Genomic DNA, 20,099 nt, shown 5'->3' with positions numbered 1-20,099 from the left:
CCGGCCGGATGCGGTCACCCGGCCGGCCGCGTTTGGTTAATTGCAGGCGGTGCCGATCGGCAGGCGCTGTCCTACGTAAGTCAGGTCGCGTGCGTTGACAACGCCGTCGCCATTCGCGTCGGCCCGGGCGTCGAAGCCCGGCTGGCCGGTGCGCTTGCCGAACGAGGCCTTGACGATGGCCAGATCGGCGCAATCGGCGGTGCCGTCGTTGTTCAAGTCACCCGCCACACGGATCGCAAAGTCCGCGTTCGAGACGTCGAAGAACACGTTACCGACCGCTTCCACCTTGATCCGCGCCGCTTTCGTCGTCACCGACGGCAAGGTGACGCTGGCGCTGCCATTGTTCGGCACACCCTCGGCCAGCAGGTGCGGCCAGGTTTTGCCGCCGTCAAGCGACAGCGCAATGTTCACGCTGGCCGTGTTCACTGGCGCCACGTTGGTGTTGGCAACGTTCCAGGTGACCTTCTGCACCGAGCCCGAATCGAGCGCCACTGCCGTGTCGAACGAGGTGACCAGGAACGGCCCGGCGCCCGCGGCCAGCGCCAGGCTGGTGCTGGCGCTGCTGACGCCGCCCTTGCCGTCGCGCGCCGTGAGCCTGAAGTTCAGCGATGGCGGCGAGGCGTTGGTGCCGGCCAGGCCGACGTAATCGGCGGTCGGCAGGAACTCCGAGTAGCAGTCGATATCGGCCACGCTCGGCGGCGTCGCGGCAGCGGCGCAGGCGCCCGTAACCGCATTCGTGTTGTTGGCCAGGATCTGCACCATGTCCGGGAACACCCGCGTCGGGTCGGCCGTCGTGTGGTTCTCGCCCGCCGAGTTGTATTCGAGCGAGTCGGCTTTGGAAACGACTGCGCGCGTGCCGAACTGGCGGAACAGCGGGCCATTGAGCTTGACGTTGTTGGTCAAGCCCGTCCCGCTGGAAGCGCCGCGGTCGTTCTGCTCCCACATGTAGGTGATCAGGTCGCCATCGGCATCGGTCGCGCTGCCGGTCAGGGCGAACGGCGTACGCAGAGGGATCGTGTAGCCGGTCGGCACCGTTACGACAGGGGCGATGTTGCCCGCCGCCGACACGGCGCCGCCGCGCGTGGTCAAGCCGCCCTTGGCGACTTCACCAACCATGCCGCTGCAGCCATCCGTGCAGTCGACCAGCTTGAGCGAGGCGACATTGGTGCCGGCCAGCGCACCGTTGAACGTCACGGTAAACGCCGTGTCGGACAGGGCGCTGACCGACACCGTGGCGCCGGCTGGCCAGTTGGGGCTGCCTTCCAGCGCAGCCTTGACCCCGGCGGTGGTGTAATTGGTGCCGCGCACGACAGGAGCGGACAGGTTGCCGTTGACGTTGATCCGGAATTGCTGGCCTGCCTTGTTGAATCCCCTCATTGCCACCACCTGGACTTCATTGAGGTTCGACTCGGCGCTGGAGGTGTAGGCCACGATTTCGTCGAAGCTGCGCTGCGACCAGTAAGGGTCGCTGTGCGGCTGCAGATTGTCGCTGCTGCAAATGCCGGCATACGCCATGATCGACGAGCCGCTGCCCACTTCCACCGAGGTGCCGCCATTGCGATTGCCGCCGCTGCAATTGGAGGTGACGCCGTTAAAGGTGTGGTTGCCGGCAAACTGGTGGCCCAGTTCATGCGCCACGTAGTCGACGGCAAAAGCGTCGCCGACCGGGTCGGGCACGCCAGTGCATCCCTGGGCCTTGGCGTTGCCGCCGACGACGCCGAGGCTGGCGATGCCGCCGCCGTTCAGGCCAAACGCAATGTGGCCGATGTCGAAGTTGCTGGCCCCCGCCAGCAGGCCGGTGACGACGCGGGTGCGCGACAGGGTCGAACTGGCGCAGCCTTCGGACTGCGCGACGGTATAGCACGCCGCCGCGCCGCATGGGCCGTCGACGCCGGTCATCTGGGCGTCGCTATCGAGATTGAGTGCGTCGGTGGCGTCGATCAGCACCATGCGGATCGAGGTTTCATCCTCGTAGACCTGGCTGACGCGATTGATCAGCGTGACCTTGGCGGCCGTGACGTTGGCCGGGCCGCCGAAGTGCTTGGCGTAGCTCGGGTCGGTGACCAGCGCCAGCCGGTAGGTGCGCAGCTGGTCGCCGACGGCCGCATTGGGCGCCATGTCGCCGTCCACCACGCGGAACGGGGCGGCGCTGGTGGTCTTGCCGTCGGTCGCGCTGACCTCGAACGCGCCGCTGCGGCCGGCGGGCAAGCTGAACGTGACAGCGCCCTTGCTGTCGGCCGTGACCGCGACGCTGTGCAAGGTGGCCGCTTCGCCTTCGCCGCGCACGCTCAGGTTAACCGTCGCCCCCGGCACAAAGCCGGAACCGCGCACCTCGACCGCGCCGCCTTCCTTATAAAAGGAATGCGACAGCGCCAGCTGCGATCCGGCCAGCGCACCCTCGATCAGCGGGCCGTGCGAATTGATCAGGTCGACGCGGTTGTAGCTGGCGTACAGGCTCGTATCGAGGTGGTAGTACGGGTCCACATACCAGCCGCCATTGGCCGAACGCACCGAGGCGTGCAGGCCGAGCGGCGTGATGTCCATGCGCAGCGTGGCGCTCGGGTCGTCGATGCCGCGCCCCTTGTAGGTCTTGATGTCCGGGTGCTTGGCGGCCAGGCCGGCTTCCATGATGGGCGACTCGACCAGCGTGAAACGCTGGTACCCGCCGTCCGGGTGCGGCAGCGAAATCGTCTGGGTGCTGGCAAGCGCGCTGCTGCCGCGTTCGAGCGGGGCACCGGCGACCAGCGACTGCATGCCGGCCGCGTCCAGCGTGGCGCCACGGAAGCGCTTGAGCTTCAGGGACGGCGTGCGTGCGCTGGTGGCGCTCATCCGTTCAGCGGAAACGGCAGCGTCCTGCCAGTACGGCGCGGCACGCTGGGTGGACGCCGGAACTGCGGCGGAGGCGCCGGCCGCGGCAGCCTGCGCGAACGGCGCGGCGGCAAAGGCAAGGGCAATACATACGGCAAGAGACGACTTCTTGCATACGGCGCTACGCGGATGTTGCAATCCGCCGGTGTTGAACGGATTCCGAGGCTTCATTGTCATGCGGTGCCCTTTCGCGGCTTGTGAGGTTCGATTCTTTCGGTGAGATTTCTTCCTGTGCTTTTTTCCGGCTGGCGTGCTTTTTCTTCCGGAAAGCACTGCCCTGGTCTTGCTGCAACGAATGCAACGAAACCCCGGTAATAGTATTGTCATATTTCCACTTTGCACAAGAATAATTAATTGCTTGTTGCAAAGTAAGCAGACGGGAAGAAGTCAGGCGGCAAAAAGCGCCTGGCTTGTATGCGCAGGGCATGAAAGGGGCGGCAGCGGCCCGCGCCGGGGCCGCACCGATGTCGGTCAGTGAAAGTAGCGCAGCTCGACGAACATTCCCCGAAGGCTACGGTTGCTGCCGAAATAGCTTGCCGGCCTGCCCACGAACAGTTCGCCGCCCACGCTCAGGCGCAGGTCGTCGCGCAGCGCGTAGGCCAGCAAGGGGCGCGAGTAACTGGTGCGCGGATGAAAGTAGCCGTAGGCGAGCAATTCGTAAGCGTCTTCCCAGCAACGTCTGTACTGCCTGAGCTGCTGAGGGCATGATTGAGTGCGGGTACAAAATGAATTGTGCCCACAACTTCAATTATGGACACAAAAATTCAACCAGTCATTCCGCCGGCCAAGCGTGGGCCCTACAGACAGCACAGTACCGAATTCAAACGTGCTGTCGTGGCCCGGTCCCTCGTTGCCGGCACGTCGGTATCGCGCCTGGCCCGCGAGTTCAATATCAATGCCAACCAAGTCTTCACTTGGCGAAAGCAGTTCGCCGACATGCGGGAGGGCGGGGCCGAAAAGGCCGGTCAGCTGTTGCCGGTCACCGTGCTCGAATCAGCGGGCGCGGATGTCGAGTGTGCGTCACCGTCATCAGGGGTGATATTGCTGACGGTAGGACCGGTGCAATTGCGGCTGGAAGGCGGCGTCGACGCGACAACGCTAGCGCAAGTGTTGACGCGTCTGCTGCCATGATCGGGCTGCCTGCGGGTACGCGGATCTGGCTGGCAGCGGGCATCACTGACATGCGTGCCGGCATGAACGGTCTCGCGGCACGAGTGGAGAACGCGCTAACCGAAAATCCCTACAGCGGCCACGTGTTCGTGTTCCGCGGTCGGCGCGGTGACATGATTAAAGTGCTCTGGTGGACTGGCGATGGCCTGTGCCTGCTGGCCAAGCGCCTGGAGAAAGGCCGCTTCGTCTGGCCGCAGGCAAACAGCGGCAGCGTAGCGCTAAGCCAGGCGCAGCTGTCGATGCTACTGGAGGGGATTGACTGGCGCCGGCCGGAGCGTACCTGGGTGCCGACATCAGCCTTGTAAACGTCATTGGGCTCGCGTAAACTTGGCGCATGATCAACGCCACCGACCTGCCCAACGACATCAATGCCCTGAAGGCCTTGCTGTTGGCGCGCGATGAAAAGATCCTGGGCCTGGAAGCGCAGCTGAACACGCGCGCTGCGGAAATTGAGCACCTCAAATTGACGATCGCCAAACTGCGGCGTATGCAGTTCGGCCGCAAGTCCGAGAAACTCGACCACCAGATCAAGCAGCTTCAATTGCAGCTGGAAGACCTGCAAGCTGATGAAGCCGAGGCAGAACGGGAAATGCCCGAAGCGGATCGGGCGCCACGCAAGAAATCGGTGCGCAGGCCGCTGCCGGACCATCTGCCGCGCGACGAAAAGATTTATGCGCCTGGCACTGAAGCGTGTTCGGCCTGCGGCGGTCGAATGCGCCCCTTGGGCGAGGATGTGGCGGAACAATTGGAGTACGTGCCGGCCAGTTTCCGTGTGATCCGCCATGTGCGGCCAAAGCTGGCATGCCGCTGCTGCGATGCCATCGTGCAGGCGCCAGCGCCCAGCCGGCCCATCGAGCGCGGCATCGCCGGGCCTGGCTTGCTGGCACACGTGCTGGTGGCCAAGTTCGCCGATCACCTGCCGCTGTATCGGCAGGCAGTCATGTATGCTCGCGAGGGTGTCGATCTGGATCGCGCGCTGCTCGCCAGTTGGGTCGGTGCTGCCAGCGCGCTGCTGCGCCCCTTGGTCGACGCGATCCGGCGTCATGTGTTGGCCGGTGCCAAATTGCACGCGGACGACACCCCGATTCCAGTGGTGGCACCGGGCAATGGGAAGACAAAGACGGCGCGGTTGTGGACCTACGTACGTGATGACAGGCCGAGCGGCGACAACGCTGCGCCGGCCGTGTGGTTTGCCTATACGCCGGATCGCAAAGGCATCCATCCTCAGACCCACCTCGCCAACTACAAGGGCGTGCTCCAAGCTGATGCCTACGCCGGCTTCAACGCACTTTACGAGGACGGCGCGATCCAGGAGGCCGCCTGCTGGGCGCATGCGCGGCGTAAATTCTACGACTTGCACGAAGCCAGACCTTCCGAACTGACGACCGAAGCCTTGCGCCGCATCGGTGAACTGTGCGCGATCGAAGCGAAGATCCGCGGCAAGCCACCGAATGAGCGACAGCAAGTACGACAAGCTGAGGCCAAACCGCTGATCGAGGACCTGGAGCCTTGGCTGCGTGGCATGCTTGAGAAGCTCTCACGCAAGTCCGATACGTCGGCAGCGATCCTGTACGCCCTCAATCTGTGGCCCGCGCTGGGGCGCTACTGCGACGACGGCCGGATCGAGATCGACAACTCCGCAGCAGAACGCGCTCTGCGTGGCGTTGCCATCGGTCGCCGCAACTACCTGTTTGCTGGCGCCGACACGGGCGGCGAACGTGCTGCCGCCATCTACTCGCTGATCGGGACGGCCAAGCTGAACGGTGTCGACCCCGAAGCCTGGTTGCGCCATGTGCTAGCCCACATCGCCGATCATCCCGTCAACCGTGTTGACGAGTTCCTGCCCTGGCATTGCGCCGGGCAGTTGGCTCCTGCCTAAAAACACGCCACTTCCCAGCGGTGTGACGCCATCATCGGGGAATTCGACGGCTGACTCAAGACGGCACTGAGACGACGCTTACAGCAATTCGGCTTCGAGGGTGCCGTTCAGCCATTTTTTGCCGATCCGCATGGTGGCGCCGAACTTGCGCTCGCGTTCCTGATGAAAGCTGATCGCATTGACGCTGGCGACGGCGCGGCGCTGCCCGTCGACGATGCCGGCAACATCGTCCAGGATGCCGTTTTTGCTGGACGATCAGTTGCACATTGACGTTCGGGTCCTCGTCGAAATGCGGTCGAGGCCAGTCACCAGCGTCCAATTGGCGCGCCCCCCGCCTGGCTGCGCGGGATCGTCGCATAGCACGCGTGCCAGTTCGCTGCGCGGGCGGGCGTTCAACAGCAGAACAAAACTTCGAAGAACGTCGGATTCGTTTGACTAACCGTCACCTCGTAGCCCGTATTAATTGAGCTGATCCACACCTGCATGAAATCGAGAAGAAAAAAACCAACCCATGCTTGCCGCAAGTACCTGATGCGACTACTCAAAGATTTCGGACCTGGGCGAAAATTTCTCTCATTTTCCAAGAACCGAAATATGCGAGCCCCAGTGGATTGGTCCGCGATGACGACAAAATGATTTCGTGACGAAGTAAGGGTGACGATCTGTTCCGTTGTGAGTTTCCTCAGCTCTTCATAAGCAAACTTTTCCACATTTCCCTCGCGTGATCTTACGTCGTGCGAACACCTGCTTTTGGCTGCGGATTCAACCAGTCGATGCAACGCACTGTTCAAACTGCTGAGCCGGTGTTTGGTAATGTAGCGTCTTCCTGGGGCGCTCGTTTGGACCGATTTCGGCCCGAGCCGCCGTTCACCAGCCCATTTAGAATAAAGGCGCTCATCAGTCGTCGCTCGCATGGGCGCCGTCTGGCGAGGAATCATCCTGCTCGTTCGCATAATTGGGCGTTGGACCTGCACTGATAGCCGTATAGGCGATCCAAACCGCAAGGCGTCCCGTCATTCCGATTACCGCCGATGACACAGCGATGGCTGCCAGGATTTTTTGAATCGACCAGTCGGTAAAGCGAGGTCCCGCTATCAGAACACCGGCAAGGGCCCCGAGTAGCGCGCCGTACAACAGGCCGTTGTTTTCAAAGGTTGGCACAACTGTGTGCCTGATGATACCTTCGGGTGGAGTGCGCATATAGGCCTTTCTTTAATAGAACACACTGGTAGAGCAATCGTGAAAATCGCATTACTGTGAACACTGCCCGGACTCAGTTGCACTCTAGCCCACCCAAGATATAAATCCAATTCTATTTTTTGATGACATCTATAACACTTGCGAATAATACAGTCGATGCAACACACTGCTCAAACTGCTGAGCCAGTTTGGTAGCGTAGCGTCTTCCTGGGGCGCTCGTTCAACCTTCTGACCACCTCGGAGTAGCCGAGCCCACCGCTGGAGAAATAGTCAGGCGTCCGGGTGGCGTATGGCACGAGAAAGCGCGCGGTACCCCCCCATCGTGGCAAATTTCCGATCCCGTAGGCGCTCGGCCTGAGACGACACCAGGTTCGACCTCAAGCAAGCCATCGATTTGCCCTGCCCCCACTGCCCGGAGGCGGGCCCGAGGGGTACAGCCCCCAAAACAAGATCGAAATTGCCTCGACACCAATGTCTCGACTATAATGAGAATAATTCTCATTCACATTTGTCGGTGCAGGGCACCTGACCAGGAACCGTGTCATGTCCGTCGCCGCGCCGGCTCTTCTTGAGCAGCAAGTTCACAGCCTCTACAGCCACCATCACGGCTGGCTGCACGGCTGGCTCCGCAAAAAGCTCGGCTGCACGCACCGGGCCGCCGATCTGGCGCATGACATCTTCCTGCGCCTGCTGGCGCGCGAGGAACCCGTCGCGATCGACCAGCCGCGGGCCTTCCTCACCACCGTGGCGCAGCGCGTGCTGGCCAACCACTGGCGCCGCGAGCAGATCGAGCGGGCCTACCTGGACGCGCTGGCACTGGTGCCGGCGGCGCTGTCGCCGTCGCCCGAAGAGCGCGCCATCCTCCTCGAGACGCTGGTCGAGATCGACCGCCTGCTCGCCGGCCTGCCGGCGCAGGTCAAACGGGCCTTCCTGCTTGCCCAGCTCGATGGCATGAGCCAGGCCGGGATTGCCGCCGAACTCGGCATCTCCATCAGCACCGTCAAGCGCCACCTGGTGCGCGCCGGCGCCCAGTGCTACTTCGGCCTGACGCTCGATTGATGGGCAGCGCCGATGCCGCCGGGTCGAGCCCGGTGCCAGCGGGCGTGGCGCGGCGGGCGGTCGAATGGCTGGTCGAATTGCAGTCGGGCGAAGGCGGTGATGCCACGTGCGAAGCCATGCAACAGTGGCGCGCCGAGCACCCCGACCACGAGCGCGCCTGGCAGCGCATCGCCACCGTCAATGCGCGCTGGCGCGGCGCTCTCGGCGGCTCGGCCGCGGCGGCGCAGCTCGCCCACGACGCGCTGATCGATACGCCTGCCGCGCCCGCGCGCCCCCTGCCCCGGCGCGACGCCGTCAAGGCCCTGGCGGTCGTGCTGTGCGCTGGCGGTGGCGCCTGGCTTGCGCGCGAGCACACGCCATGGCGGGAATGGAGCGCCGACGCGCGCACCGGCGTCGGCCAGCGGCGCACGGTCGTGCTGGCTGATGGCAGCACCGTGTCGCTCAACAGCGGCAGTGCGATCGACGTGCGTTTCACCAGCACCGAACGGCGCCTGCGCCTGGTCGGCGGCGAGATTCTGGTCAGCACGGGTAAAGACCGCGCCGCCAGGCCATTCATCGTCGAAACCGCCGAAGGCGAACTGCATCCGCTCGGGACCCGTTTCGCCGTGCGCCAGCATGCCGGCGCCAGCCGCGTCGATGTGTTCGAGGGCGCGGTGGCGGTGCGCCCGCGCCACGCCGCGCCAGTACCGCTGCGCATCCTGCGCGCGGGCGAGCAGGCCCGCTTCAGCGCCGCCGCGGTCGCCGCGCCCCAGGCCGCCGACGACGACAGCATGGCCTGGACCGACGGCATGCTGGTCGCCAGCGGCATGCGCCTGGACGATTTCCTCGCCGAACTGGGCCGCCACCGGCACGGCCGCCTGGGCTGCGACAGCGCAATCGCCGGCCTGCGCGTGTCCGGCAGCTATCCGCTGGCCGACACCGACCGCATCCTCGACACCCTGCGCACCACGCTGCCTGTGGAGATCGACTTCCTCACGCGCTACTGGGTGACTCTGCGCCCGGCGCGGCGCTGACCTATTTTTCGCAAGACTGAGCTGTTTTCGACTCTCGCGTGACATGGAAGATAAGTACGACACATCTTCAACTTTTACCAGAGGAATCGAGCATGGGCCCACATCATTCACACCGTCATCCGCGATCGTTGCCGCGGCCACGCTTCACCCAGCGCGCACTGATGGCGGCCATCGGCCACGCGCTGGCGACCGGCCTGGTTGCCGCGTCCATCTTGCCAGGCGCGGCGCTGGCCGCAGAGGGTGCGTCGGCGCGCAAGGCTTACGCCATCCCGGCCGGGCCGCTGGAGGGGGCGCTGAACCGCTTCGGCCGCGAAGCGGGCATCTTGCTGTCGTTTCCCACCGCAAGCACCGCCGGCCTGCACAGCCAGGGCCTGAACGGCAGCTACGGCGTGCCGGACGGCCTGGCCCAACTGCTGCAAGGAAGCGGCCTGGGTGCGGTGGCGCAGGCCAATGGCGGTTATGTGCTGGCCAAGCGCGAGCCGGCCGCCGCTGCCGCAGCGCCGCCGGCGAGCACGCAATCCCTGTCCGAAATCACGGTGACGGCGCGCCTCGACGCCGAGAGCGCAACCGCGCCGCTGGCCGGCTATGTCGCCAAGCGCAACAGCACGGCGACCAAAACGGCCACCGCAACGCGTGAGATTCCCCAGTCGATCTCGGTGGTCACACGCGACAACCTGGACGCGCGCGGCGTCTCCAACCTGGCCGAGGCGCTGGAATACGTGCCGGGCTTTACGCCGCGAACCTACGGCCGCGACGACCGCTATGACTGGTCGATCGCGCGCGGTATCGGCAGCACCAACGGCGGCAACTTCCGCGACGGTTTGAAGGACGCCGGCAATATGTACGCCATGCCGCGCTTGAACAGCTACGGCGTGGAGCGCGTGGAATTCCTGCGTGGGCCGGCCTCGCTGCTGTTTGGTAGCAACATCCCCGGCGGCACGGTCAATTCGATCACCAAGCGTCCCACCGGCGAGGCGCAAGGCGAGATCCGCGTGCGCGCCGGCGATATCGACCGGCGCGGCGTGGCCGGCGATATTTCCGGGCCGTTAAGCGCCGACGGCGCCCTGCTCTACAGGCTGGTCGGGCTCAATGAGCAGTACGACCTGATGACGCCGGGCACCAGCAAGAAAGAGCGCTACTTCGCGCCGTCGCTGACCTACAGAATCGATAGCGACACGGCCCTGACCCTGCTGGCGAACTACCAGGAGGACCGGATCGATGGCGACGCCTACCCCTACAAGTACACCGAGGCGCTGGGCCGCTACATTCCGGTCGCCGAGAAGGGCTGGGACCAGTTTTATCGCGATCAATGGTCGACCGGGCTGCTGTTCGATCACCGCATCAACGACAAGCTCGCCTTTCACAGTCGCAGCAGGTACGGCAAGGTCAAGCTCGACTACCGGGTCCACTTCATCACGGGAGTGGTGAGCGACACCTTGGTCACGCGCCGTGCGCAGCACATCACGGATTACGCCGAGAGCTGGCAGACCGATAACTACCTCGAAACCAGGTGGAACGCCGGGAAGTGGGCCAATACGACGATCGCCGGAATCGACCTGAGCAAGGTCAGCGGCGCGGTCTATCGCGGCGGCTCCGACAACAAACCCTTCGACTTGCTGGAAGGTCGCGGCCCGTTCGCCGCGCCCGCCCTGGCGCCCGATTACGCGGCCGAAACCCGCCAGACTGGCCTGTACCTGCAAAACCAGGCCAAGTACGACGAGCAATTCGTGGTCGTGGCCGGCTTGCGCCAGGACCGCTACCGGGAAAATGCGGTTGCCGCCTGGGTCAGCGGCCCCGTGAGCACCAACAAAATCACCGGCCGCCTGGGTGGCGTCTGGCTGCTGCCGGGCGGCATATCGCCATACGCGGGCTACTCCACCTCGTTCGAGCCGCAGTCCGGCGCGACCTTCGAGGGCGTCAAGTTCAAGCCGACCAGCGGCCGCCAATATGAAATCGGCGTGCGCTACGAGCCGGACGGCGCGAACGCCATGGTATCGGCGGCGCTGTTCGATATCGTCCAGCAAAACGTGGCAGCCGCCGATCCGCTCCATCCCAACTTCAACGTGCAGCGCGGCGAAGTGGGATCGCGCGGACTGGAGCTGGAAGCGAACGCCAGCCTGGTGCAGGGGCTGGACATGACGGCGAGCTACAGCTACACCAACGCCAGGGTCACGCGCGATACCAATCCCAAGCTGGTCGGGCGCAAGAATGGCCTGGTGCCCGCGCACAAGGTAGCGCTGTGGCTGAACGCCCGTGTGCCCGCCGACTGGGTCGCCGGCGTGAAGGTGGGGCTGGGCGTGCGCTACAACAGCAAGGTGCCGGACTACGAGAACACGCGCTGGGTGCCGGGCGTGACGCTGTTCGATGCCCGCCTGGGCTATCAGTTCGGCAACCACTGGGAATTGTCGCTCAACGCCCGCAACCTGTTCGACAAGAAGCATCTTGGCAACTGCAGCGATGGCGACTGCTATCCGGGCGACCGGCGCGAGCTGCTCGCCACGGCGAACTATCGCTGGTAAGGTGCCGCGCGCCGCTCAACGCACATAACCGGCCAGGGCCGGTCCCGCCGGCGTGGCTGCCGACAGCGGCGCGCCGTGCGATACCAGCAGGCGCAAGATGGCGGGCTGGCGAGTCTCCACGGCCTGCCACGCGGATGCGGCATCGGCTTTGGCACCGTTATCGAGCAGCGTGCCCACCAGGTCGGCGCGGCGCCGACGGATGGCTTCCTGCAGCGGGGTGCGCGCGTCCTCGCCCAGTCGCACTGCGGCGCCACCAGTGGCGGCGATGCGCGCGAAGCGCTTGCTCATCGCGGCGCGTTGCTCGCCCATCAGCGGAAGTTCATTGTCGTCAAACGGCCAAACAAGCTGATCTCCGATCAACCTGTTTCGATTGTTGTTCAACTATCGATAAACTTCAAACATGCTAAACGGCTACAGAAAAGCGTCAATTACGCGCCAGGGACATAGGCATCAAGAAACTCGGACGGCATGCGGCGCACCCGGCCGCTGCTTATTTCAATGCACACCAGATCCCACCGCCCGCGCAGGACAGTCACACCATCGCTGTCCCTGATCAGTTGAAAACGGCGCTCCATCGCGATCTTGCCATCGCCACCGGTCAGCCAGGTGGCCAAGGTCAGGGACTCACCGAGAACGGTGGGAAGCAGGTAGTCATACTCGCCGCGCCGGATCGCCATCGCCCGGTCCAGGCGGCGGTAATCGTCCAGGGTCAATCCCAGCTTGTGCGAATGCGCCCAGCCGATCTGTTCGCACCATTGAACATACACGGCATTGTTGGTGTGATTGAGCCCGTCGATATCGCCTGACTGTGGCGTGATCGTCTGCACGAATGGATTTACATGGTCCCAGTCCAAAACAGTCCCTTTTCACTAAATTTGTGCGATTGCACGCGTTATCCGACAGCATGTTGTTTCTCAGGCCCCCGCAAGCGCAACTGGCCCCACGACATCCACACGGGTTTCCAAACGTCCGCATCATCGCGTTTCCGTTCTCAGCCGAAGTGCGCCTGGTAGTCGCCCGGCACCACGCCCAGTTGCGCGGCAAAGGCGCGGCGCCGATTGTACTCCGTGCCGAGGCCGCTCTGGCTGGCGACGCGCTTGACTGGCATGCCGGGCGTGCGGGCAGGTCGGCCGCGAGCCGCATTTTCAAGTAATTCAATTCCCACTTATCCTCGCCGGGTTGCAAAGCCGCCACGCCGCTCGCCACCTCGGGCCGACGTAGCGCTTTTTTAACGGCGTGTGTATCAGCTTATGACCACCGCAGCCTACCTATACGACTTGATAGCTACATTCACAAAGAGGTATATGTAAAGTCGTGCTGTCTTTGCAATTAGGCAAGAATTTCGGATGAGCAACAGCATGTTGTCATGTGGATCCGGCATGACGGCAACGAGAAACACGCAGTTGAATTCGCAATGGAAATTCGCTCTTCAGCATCACCCGCTTGCCACAGAAGCGGCGGGCCGTTGGCCCGGCAACAGAAAACACGCTTAGCAAAATCGACCATTCGTCAACCACGCCGGTGTTCGACGGACGCACTTCATCCCACAGCCGGTCTCGCCCGGCAAGCGGGCTGCACGCTGCGCCTCTCGACATGCCGCATCACGGCGGGCGCACCTTGGTTACCGGTTCTTGATTAACTAAAAGGATTCTGGATGACAAATTATTCTGACATTTGCATAGTTGGCGCAGGCATAGGGGGCCTCAGTTGTGCGACCCAGTTGATCAACGCCGCCGCCGGCAAGAATTTACGGATCAGGGTGTTCGACATGGATACGACGGTGGGCGGGCGCATCCAGTCGCATAAAGTAGACGAGGAGGAAATCGCCGAACTCGGCGCCGCCCGCTACTCGCCGCAACTCCATCCGCATTTCGAGCAACTCATGCAGGAATGCGGGCTGGCGCATGCGACCTACCCTTTCACCCAGGTGGTGTCGCTCGATCAGGCGCAGGAGAAACTGAAGGCAACTCTGCTGAGCCTGAGTGCGATGCTGAAAAAACATCCGAACGATTCCTTCCTTGAATTCGTCAGCCAGTACCTGGGCGCCGCCGAAGCGACCCGCATGATCAAGGCGACCGGTTACGACGCCTTGCTGCTGCCGGTGGTCTCGGCAGCGATGGCCTACGACATCATCAAAAAGCACCCGGAAACACAAAGCTTTACCGAAAACGCCGCCAACGAGTGGCGCTATGCCACCGACGGCTACAGCGAGCTGCTGCGTCAGTTGCAGCGCCAGGCCCAGGACGCCGGCGTGGAATTCCGGCTGGGGCATCGCTTGCTGTCGGTTGAAAAGTCCGGCACCGACCATGTCCTCGCCTTCCGCCATATGGGCGATACTCAGATGCACCGGGCGCGCCATGTGATCACGACCCTCCCGCCGACCGCCATGAAGCGCCTGAACATGGATTTTCCGGCCGCCTTCAGTCCCTTCCAGTACGATTCCCTGCCTTTGTTCAAAGGATTCCTGACCTTCGAAACAGCCTGGTGGGACGCGCTCGGGCTGACCGACAAAGTGCTGATGGCCGATAATCCTCTTCGGAAAATCTACTTCAAGGGCGACAAATACCTGGTGTTCTACACCGACAGCGCCAGCGCCACCTATTGGCGGGAGTACCTGGAGCAAGGGGAAGACGTTTACCTGGACCGGGTCCGCCATCACCTGAAAGAAGTGCTGCCGCTGAACGGTCAGCCGCTGCCGCAGATCAAGGCGCATTTTTACAAGCACTGGCCGCATGGCGTCGAGTTCAGCCTGGAGCCGGAAGCCGAGCATCCAGCAACCCTGCTCCACCGCGACGGCATCATCTCCTGCTCGGACGCGTATACCTCGCATTGCGGCTGGATGGAAGGCAGCTTGATCAGCGCCGGGCACGCTACCCGCCTGTTGCTGGAACGGCTCAGCCATCCGCCAGCACAATCCGGGCACGACTTTACCCTCGCCACCTCTCTTACTGAGCGCGCATGAGCATTCTCGACTTTCCCCGCTTTCATTTTCGGGGGTTTGCCCGCGCTAATGTGCCCACTGCCAACCGCAATACGCACGGCCATATCGATATCGCGACGAATGCGGTATCGATCGCGGGCGAACCATTCGACCTGAGCCGCCCGCCGTCGGAATTCCATGAGCACATGAAACAGCTTGCTCCCAGGTTCGATGCGGCGGGCAAGCCGGATCCGGAGGGCATCTTCAGCGAGGCGGCCGGCTACAATTTTTGCGGCAACAATCACTTTTCGTGGGAAAACGCCAGGATCACCGGCGTCCAGCTGCGCGATGGCGAGGTCGATACCGAGGACGCGCTGGTCGGCGCCAAGCTGGCCCTGTGGGGACATTACAACGACTATCTGCGCACCACGGTCAACCGCGCCAGATGGGTCGACAACAACCCCGCCGAGCCGGACACCACCCTCATTTACGCGGGCCAGTTCACGCTCAGCGGCAAGCAAGCCACGCCCAACACACCGAGCCTGTTCAGCGCCGATATCGGGCAGGCGCATTCGGTACGCTGGGTCGGCAGCGGCCATATCAGCGAGCGCAGCGGGCATTTTCTCGACGATGAATTCGGCCGTTCCAGGCTGTTCCAGTTTTCCGTGGCGAAGCTCGATCCGCATTTCCTCTTCAATCCGGACACACCGCTGCCGGCCAGCATGCGCGCCTTGCAAGAGGCGCTTGCCGACGAGGATGTGCTGGGGCTGACGGTCCAGTATGCGCTGTTCAATATGTCGACGCCGCAGAAACCCGATTCGCCGGTGTTCTACGACCTGGCCGGCGGCATCGGCCTGTGGCGCCGCGACGAGCTGGCCACCTATCCGGCCGGCCGTTTGCTGCTGCCGCGCCAGAGCAGCCTGGGGCCGGTACTGGTGAAGGTGCATGCGGACCGGGTGTCGGTGAATATGCCGACGGCCATCCCGTTCACCACGCGCGAGGCCGGCGCCGTGTCCGAACAGCATCCTACCCATGCGCTGGGCGGCAAGCTTGCGCTGGGCGATCTCATGCTGCACGGTGCCACCGGCAAGCTGATCGCCCGCATCCCGCAACAGCTGTACCTCGACTACTGGCGCCATCATGGTGTCTTCGATGTGCCGCTGCTCCACCCGGCCACGGCCTCGGGTTCGCTCAGCATGTCCAGCGCGCAGGCGCAGTGGGACGAAGCCGACTGGGTGCTGCAGTCCGACAGCAACCATCTGTATCTGGAAGCGCCCAACCGGCAACGACAGCAGGACTTTCCGCAGACGATCACGGTACAAAGCCGCTTGCGCGGCGAGCTGGCGGCGCATCCGGCGCTGACGGCGCAGGCGCAGGATGGCGAGATCGTCGGCGTGCGCGTGGCGCCATCGGCGCTGGGAGTTGGCTATGCGGACCTGACCCTCACGGGCCGCCGTTCAGGCGCGACCCGCATCATGCTGGGCGAGGCACAGGGGCAGCAGTTCATCGGCGCGAGGGTGCTGCCCGACGACTGGCATCTGGACGACATACCGGCCGAACAGGTCGATTACGCCTTTCTCTACCAGCACGTGATGAGCTACTACGAGCTGGTCTATCCCTTCATGTCGGACAAGGTGTTCAGCCTGGCGGACCACTGCAAGTGCGAAACCTATTCGCGCCTGATGTGGCAGATGTGCGATCCGCAGAACCGGGACAAGAGCTATTACATGCCGAGCACGCGTGAACTGTCGCTGCCGAAATCGCGCCTGTTCCTGAAATACCTGACCCAGGTCGAAGCGGCCGCCAAGTCCACGCTTCCTCAAGCGGTCGCACCGCATGTCATCGGCTGCAAGGCCGAGTTGATCGCCGAGCTGAAAAAGGCGATCGACCTGGAACTGTCGCTCATGCTGCAGTACCTGTACGCCGCGTATGCCATTCCCAACTATGCGCAGGGAGTGAAACTGGTCGAGGCCGGCCGCTGGCTGCCGGACGAGCTGGAGCTGGCCTGCGGCACCGAGGACCGGCGCCGCAACAGCGGAGCGCGTGGCGCCCTGCTCGAAATCGCCCATGAAGAAATGATTCACTACCTGATGGTCAACAATGTGCTGATGGCGCTCGGCGAGCCGTTCTACGCCGGCGCCCCGGCGCTGGGAGAACAGGCGCGCCAGCGCTTCGGCCTGGACACGGAATTTGCCTTCGACCCTTTTTCCGAGCATGTGCTGGCCAGATTCGTGCGTTTCGAGTGGCCCGACTATCTTCCCACGCCCGGTAAATCGATCGCCACCTTCTATGCGGCGATCCGCCAGGCCGTGGCCGATCTGCCCGATCTGTTCGACGCCGACGGCGGCAAACGCGGCGGCGAGCACCACCTGTTCCTCAAAGAGCTCACCAACCGCGCCTATCCCGCCTATCAGCTGGAAGTTAGCGACCGCGACAGCGCGCTGTTCGCGCTCGACTTCGTCACCGAACAGGGCGAAGGGGTGGCGGTGGAATCGCCCCATTTCGCCGTGTCGCATTTCCAGCGGCTGCGCGCCCTGGCCGGCCGCTTTTCGGCACGCGAAAAACCGTTCGAACCGGCCGTGCCGGCGCTGAAAAATCCGGTACTCGACCCACGCGCCGACTGCACCGTGGTGACCGATCCCAAGGCCCGTTCGCTGATGCAGCTCTACCAGGGCTGCTATGAACTGACCTTCGCGCTGATGGCGCACCACTTCGCGCAAAAGCCGCTGGGCAGCCTGCGCCGCTCGCGCCTGATGAATGCCTCCATCGACATCATGACCGGTTTGCTGCGGCCCTTGTCGGCCGCGCTGATGAACATGCCGTCCGGCGTACCCGGGCGCAACGCCGGACCGCCCGTGCCCGGGCCGGCCGACACCGCCATCAGCAGTGACTACAGCCTGGGATGCGAGCTGCTGGCGCAGAAATGCCTGGCCCTGGCGCAGTACGCGCGCAGCCTGGAGGCCGAGGTGGCCAGCACGGCGCAGATCGACATGTTGGAGTTCTTTAATCAGCAACTGACCGATTTATCTCGGGGAAAGATGTCAAGAGAGGCCTGAATGCACAAAATCATCATCGTGGGCGGCGGCCTGGCGGGCAGCCTGACCGCCACTTATCTGGCGCAGCGCGGACATGAGGTCCACGTTATCGAAAAGCGCGGCGATCCGCTGCGGGCGGAGTCAGCCAACGCCGATCCGGTCAACTCGCGCGCCATTGGCGTGAGCATGACCGTGCGCGGCATCAAGGCAGTGCTGGCGGCCGGCATCAGCAAGGAGGAGCTCGATCGGTGCGGCGAACCGGTCGTCGGCATGGCATTTTCGGTCGGCGGCGGCCACAAGGTGCGCGAACTGACCCCGCTCGAAGGCTTGTTTCCCTTGTCGCTGGACCGCACCGCGTTCCAGCGCCTGCTGAACAAGTACGCCGTCATGCACAAAGTGAACTATTACTTCGAGCATAAATGCCTGGACCTGGACCTGGACAAGAAATCCGTGCTGATCCAGGGCCCGGACGGCGCCTTGCGGCATCTGCAAGGCGACCTGATCATCGGGGCCGACGGCGCCCACTCCGCCGTGCGGCGCGCCATGCAAGCCGGCATGCGGCGCTTCCAGTTCGAACAATCCTTCTTCCGCCACGGCTACAAGACCCTGGTACTGCCGAACGCCGCGGGACTGGGCTTCCGCAAGGATCTGCTGTATTTCTTCGGCATGGATTCCAAGGGCCAGTTTGCCGGCCGCGCAGCCACCATCCCGGACGGCAGCATCAGCTTCGCCCTCTGCCTGCCCTACACCGGCACGCCCAGCCTGGCCACGCGCGACCGCGCCGCCATGGGGGAGTTTTTCAGCCGCTACTTCGGCATCCTGCCACCGGCCAGCCGGGAAGAGCTGGTGAATCAGTTCATCGCGCTGCCTAGCAACGACCTCATCAATGTCCGCTCCAGCACCTTCCATTACAAGAGCAATGTCCTGCTGATCGGCGATGCGGCGCATGCGACCGCCCCCTTCCTCGGTCAGGGCATGAACATGGCGCTCGAAGACGTCTACGTCTTCATCACCTTGCTGGAAAAGCATCGCGATGACCTGGGCCTGGTCTTGTCGGAGTTTACGGGGCAGCGCAAGGTGCAGGCCGACGCCATGCAGGATATGGCGATCGCCAACTACGAAATGCTGAGCAACCCGAATTTTATTTTCTTCCTGCAAACCCGCTACACCCGCTACATGCACAAGAAATTTCCCAGTGTTTATCCGCCCGACATGGCGGAGAAGCTGTACTTCACATCGGTTCCCTACGATGTGCTGCAACAAATCCAGAAGAAGCAAAACGTTTGGTACAAACTTGGAAGGGTAAACTAATGAAAATCCTCGTCATCGGCGCCGGACCAGCCGGACTGATCTTTGCAAGTCAAATGAAGCAAGCCCAACCCGCTTGGGATATCAGCGTTGCGGAAAAAAATACCCAGGAAGAAGTGCTGGGCTGGGGCGTGGTGCTGCCGGGACGCCCGCCGCGCCATCCCGCCAATCCGCTGTCCTATCTGGAGCAGCCGGAACTGCTCAACCCGCAATTCCTGGAAGAATTCAAGCTGGTGCACCACGACCAGCCGAACCTGATGAGCACCGGCGTGACGCTGTGCGGCGTTGGTCGGCAAGTCCTGGTGCAGGCGCTGCGCGCCAAATGCGTGGCGGCCGGCATCACGGTCAGTTACGAGACGCCGCTGGCGAGCGTGGCGCAACTGGAAGCCGAATACGACCTGGTCGTGGTGTCGAACGGTATCAATCACAAATCGCTGGAATTGCCGCCGGCACTGGCCGCGCAGGTTGAATTCGGCAAGAACAAATACATCTGGTACGGCACCACCCAGCTGTTCGACCAGATGAACCTGGTGTTCCGCGAAAACAGCAACGGCGTGTTCGCCGGCCATGCCTACAAATACTCGGACACGATGAGCACTTTCATCGTCGAGTGCAGCGAAGAGACGTATGCCAAAGCCGAGCTGGAATTCCGTTCCGAGCGCGACGCCGCCGCCTATATCGCCAAGACGTTCGCGCCAGAACTGGGCGAACACCGTCTGGTCAGCCAGCCGGGCCAGGGCTGGCGCAACTTCATGACCCTCAGCCGCGAGGTGGCCAGCGACGGCAAGTTCGTGCTGATCGGCGATGCGCTGCAATCGGGCCACTTCTCGATCGGCCATGGCACCACCATGGCGGTGGTGGTGGCCCAGCTGCTGGTGAAAACGCTCAGCGCCGAAGCCGGCACGGCCGCGGCCCTGGCCAGCTTCAACGCCCGCGCGCTGCCACTGGTGCAACTGTTCAAGGAGCATGCCGACGCCAGCCGCCTGTGGTTCGAAACCGTGAGCGAGCGTGTCGGGCTGGGCAACGCGGAGCTGACCGCCAGCTTCGATGCCCGCCGCAACCATTTGCCGCCGCTGCAGGATGCGCTGATGGCCAGCCTCGGCTACGCCCTCGGCCGCTAAGGAGACG

General features: G+C 63.4%; 15 protein-coding genes. 10 read left to right on the top strand and 5 right to left on the bottom strand.

What is annotated here, in order from left to right:
- Nucleotides 1–36: 36 nt before the first annotated feature.
- Together CR152_RS21770 and CR152_RS21765 are read right to left on the bottom strand one after the other, a co-directional pair.
- Nucleotides 37–3,045: a reprolysin-like metallopeptidase gene (locus CR152_RS21770; RefSeq protein ID WP_229413498.1), complete on the bottom strand. Its 3,009-nt coding sequence runs from the start codon at nucleotides 3,043–3,045 to the stop codon at nucleotides 37–39.
- A 294-nt stretch (nucleotides 3,046–3,339) separates the two neighbouring features.
- Nucleotides 3,340–3,522, bottom strand: coding sequence for a hypothetical protein (locus CR152_RS21765; RefSeq protein WP_099878442.1), 183 nt, complete (start codon nucleotides 3,520–3,522; stop codon nucleotides 3,340–3,342).
- Between the two features lie 96 nt (nucleotides 3,523–3,618).
- On the opposite strand from CR152_RS21765, the gene tnpA reads away from it, so the two are divergent.
- Genes tnpA through tnpC form a run of 3 tightly spaced genes read left to right on the top strand, consistent with a single transcriptional unit; the run spans nucleotide 3,619 to nucleotide 5,917 of the window.
- Nucleotides 3,619–3,999: an IS66-like element accessory protein TnpA gene (tnpA, locus tag CR152_RS21760; protein WP_099878440.1), complete on the top strand. Its 381-nt coding sequence runs from the start codon at nucleotides 3,619–3,621 to the stop codon at nucleotides 3,997–3,999.
- Nucleotides 3,996–4,343, top strand: coding sequence for an IS66 family insertion sequence element accessory protein TnpB (tnpB, locus tag CR152_RS21755; RefSeq protein WP_099878438.1), 348 nt, complete (start codon nucleotides 3,996–3,998; stop codon nucleotides 4,341–4,343). Before tnpA ends, tnpB begins: the two co-directional genes overlap by 4 nt.
- A 29-nt stretch (nucleotides 4,344–4,372) precedes the next feature.
- Nucleotides 4,373–5,917, top strand: coding sequence for an IS66 family transposase (tnpC, locus tag CR152_RS21750; RefSeq protein ID WP_099878436.1), 1,545 nt, complete (start codon nucleotides 4,373–4,375; stop codon nucleotides 5,915–5,917).
- Between the two features lie 897 nt (nucleotides 5,918–6,814).
- On the opposite strand, the gene CR152_RS21745 is transcribed toward tnpC, so the two are convergent.
- Complete coding sequence (locus CR152_RS21745; protein ID WP_099878434.1) at nucleotides 6,815–7,117, bottom strand: hypothetical protein; 303 nt, start codon at nucleotides 7,115–7,117, stop codon at nucleotides 6,815–6,817.
- Nucleotides 7,118–7,660: 543 nt separating this feature from the next.
- On the opposite strand from CR152_RS21745, the gene CR152_RS21740 reads away from it, so the two are divergent.
- The 3 genes from CR152_RS21740 (at nucleotide 7,661) to CR152_RS21730 (ending at nucleotide 11,708) form a co-directional block, all read left to right on the top strand.
- Nucleotides 7,661–8,176, top strand: coding sequence for a sigma-70 family RNA polymerase sigma factor (locus CR152_RS21740; RefSeq protein ID WP_099878433.1), 516 nt, complete (start codon nucleotides 7,661–7,663; stop codon nucleotides 8,174–8,176).
- Entirely contained in the window at nucleotides 8,176–9,189 is a 1,014-nt protein-coding gene (locus CR152_RS21735) for a FecR domain-containing protein (protein ID WP_099878431.1), read from the top strand. Before CR152_RS21740 ends, CR152_RS21735 begins: the two co-directional genes overlap by 1 nt.
- Before the next feature lie 92 nt (nucleotides 9,190–9,281).
- Entirely contained in the window at nucleotides 9,282–11,708 is a 2,427-nt protein-coding gene (locus CR152_RS21730) for a TonB-dependent siderophore receptor (protein WP_157778647.1), read from the top strand.
- A gap of 15 nt (nucleotides 11,709–11,723) precedes the next feature.
- On the opposite strand, the gene CR152_RS21725 is transcribed toward CR152_RS21730, so the two are convergent.
- Nucleotides 11,724–12,017 carry an ankyrin repeat domain-containing protein gene (locus CR152_RS21725; protein ID WP_099878427.1) on the bottom strand — a complete coding sequence of 98 codons (294 nt, stop codon included), beginning with the start codon at nucleotides 12,015–12,017 and terminating at the stop codon, nucleotides 11,724–11,726.
- Between the two features lie 119 nt (nucleotides 12,018–12,136).
- Nucleotides 12,137–12,562 (bottom strand): acyl-CoA thioesterase, encoded by a 426-nt coding sequence (locus CR152_RS21720; protein WP_099878425.1) that lies wholly within the window; start codon nucleotides 12,560–12,562, stop codon nucleotides 12,137–12,139.
- An 800-nt stretch (nucleotides 12,563–13,362) separates the two neighbouring features.
- Between CR152_RS21720 and vioA the strand changes: the two genes are divergently transcribed.
- The 4 genes from vioA to vioD are packed head-to-tail and all read left to right on the top strand — an operon-like array spanning nucleotide 13,363 to nucleotide 20,092.
- The gene (gene vioA, locus CR152_RS21710) at nucleotides 13,363–14,670 is read left to right on the top strand and encodes a flavin-dependent violacein biosynthesis tryptophan-2 monooxygenase VioA (RefSeq protein ID WP_099878423.1); all 1,308 of its coding nucleotides are present in this window, start codon (nucleotides 13,363–13,365) and stop codon (nucleotides 14,668–14,670) included.
- Entirely contained in the window at nucleotides 14,667–17,684 is a 3,018-nt protein-coding gene (vioB, locus tag CR152_RS21705; RefSeq protein WP_099878421.1) for an iminophenyl-pyruvate dimer synthase VioB, read from the top strand. Before vioA ends, vioB begins: the two co-directional genes overlap by 4 nt.
- Nucleotides 17,685–18,974: an NADP-dependent violacein biosynthesis oxygenase VioC gene (gene vioC, locus CR152_RS21700; RefSeq protein ID WP_099878419.1), complete on the top strand. Its 1,290-nt coding sequence runs from the start codon at nucleotides 17,685–17,687 to the stop codon at nucleotides 18,972–18,974.
- Nucleotides 18,974–20,092, top strand: a complete 1,119-nt coding sequence (gene vioD / locus CR152_RS21695; RefSeq protein ID WP_099878416.1) for a flavin-dependent violacein biosynthesis monooxygenase VioD — start codon at nucleotides 18,974–18,976, stop codon at nucleotides 20,090–20,092. Before vioC ends, vioD begins: the two co-directional genes overlap by 1 nt.
- Nucleotides 20,093–20,099: the final 7 nt, after the last annotated feature.

Source organism: Massilia violaceinigra (genome assembly GCF_002752675.1).
GTDB classification, from domain to species: Bacteria; Pseudomonadota; Gammaproteobacteria; order Burkholderiales; family Burkholderiaceae_D; genus Telluria_A; species Telluria_A violaceinigra.
Note: the sequence above shows the minus strand (reverse complement) of the source record. Positions and strands in the feature narration are given on the sequence as shown.

Bases quoted from the DNA above. Each gene is read 5' to 3' on its own strand.
- tnpA (WP_099878440.1), top strand. From the start codon at position 3,619: ATGGACACAAAAATTCAACCAGTCATTCCGCCGGCCAAGCGTGGGCCC.
- tnpC (WP_099878436.1), top strand. From the start codon at position 4,373: ATGATCAACGCCACCGACCTGCCCAACGACATCAATGCCCTGAAGGCC.
- vioC (WP_099878419.1), top strand. From the start codon at position 17,685: ATGCACAAAATCATCATCGTGGGCGGCGGCCTGGCGGGCAGCCTGACC.
- tnpB (WP_099878438.1), top strand. From the start codon at position 3,996: ATGATCGGGCTGCCTGCGGGTACGCGGATCTGGCTGGCAGCGGGCATC.
- CR152_RS21740 (WP_099878433.1), top strand. From the start codon at position 7,661: ATGTCCGTCGCCGCGCCGGCTCTTCTTGAGCAGCAAGTTCACAGCCTC.
- vioA (WP_099878423.1), top strand. From the start codon at position 13,363: ATGACAAATTATTCTGACATTTGCATAGTTGGCGCAGGCATAGGGGGC.
- CR152_RS21770 (WP_229413498.1), bottom strand. From the start codon at position 3,045: ATGACAATGAAGCCTCGGAATCCGTTCAACACCGGCGGATTGCAACAT.
- vioB (WP_099878421.1), top strand. From the start codon at position 14,667: ATGAGCATTCTCGACTTTCCCCGCTTTCATTTTCGGGGGTTTGCCCGC.
- CR152_RS21725 (WP_099878427.1), bottom strand. From the start codon at position 12,017: ATGGGCGAGCAACGCGCCGCGATGAGCAAGCGCTTCGCGCGCATCGCC.
- CR152_RS21735 (WP_099878431.1), top strand. From the start codon at position 8,176: ATGGGCAGCGCCGATGCCGCCGGGTCGAGCCCGGTGCCAGCGGGCGTG.
- vioD (WP_099878416.1), top strand. From the start codon at position 18,974: ATGAAAATCCTCGTCATCGGCGCCGGACCAGCCGGACTGATCTTTGCA.
- CR152_RS21745 (WP_099878434.1), bottom strand. From the start codon at position 7,117: ATGCGCACTCCACCCGAAGGTATCATCAGGCACACAGTTGTGCCAACC.
- CR152_RS21730 (WP_157778647.1), top strand. From the start codon at position 9,282: ATGGGCCCACATCATTCACACCGTCATCCGCGATCGTTGCCGCGGCCA.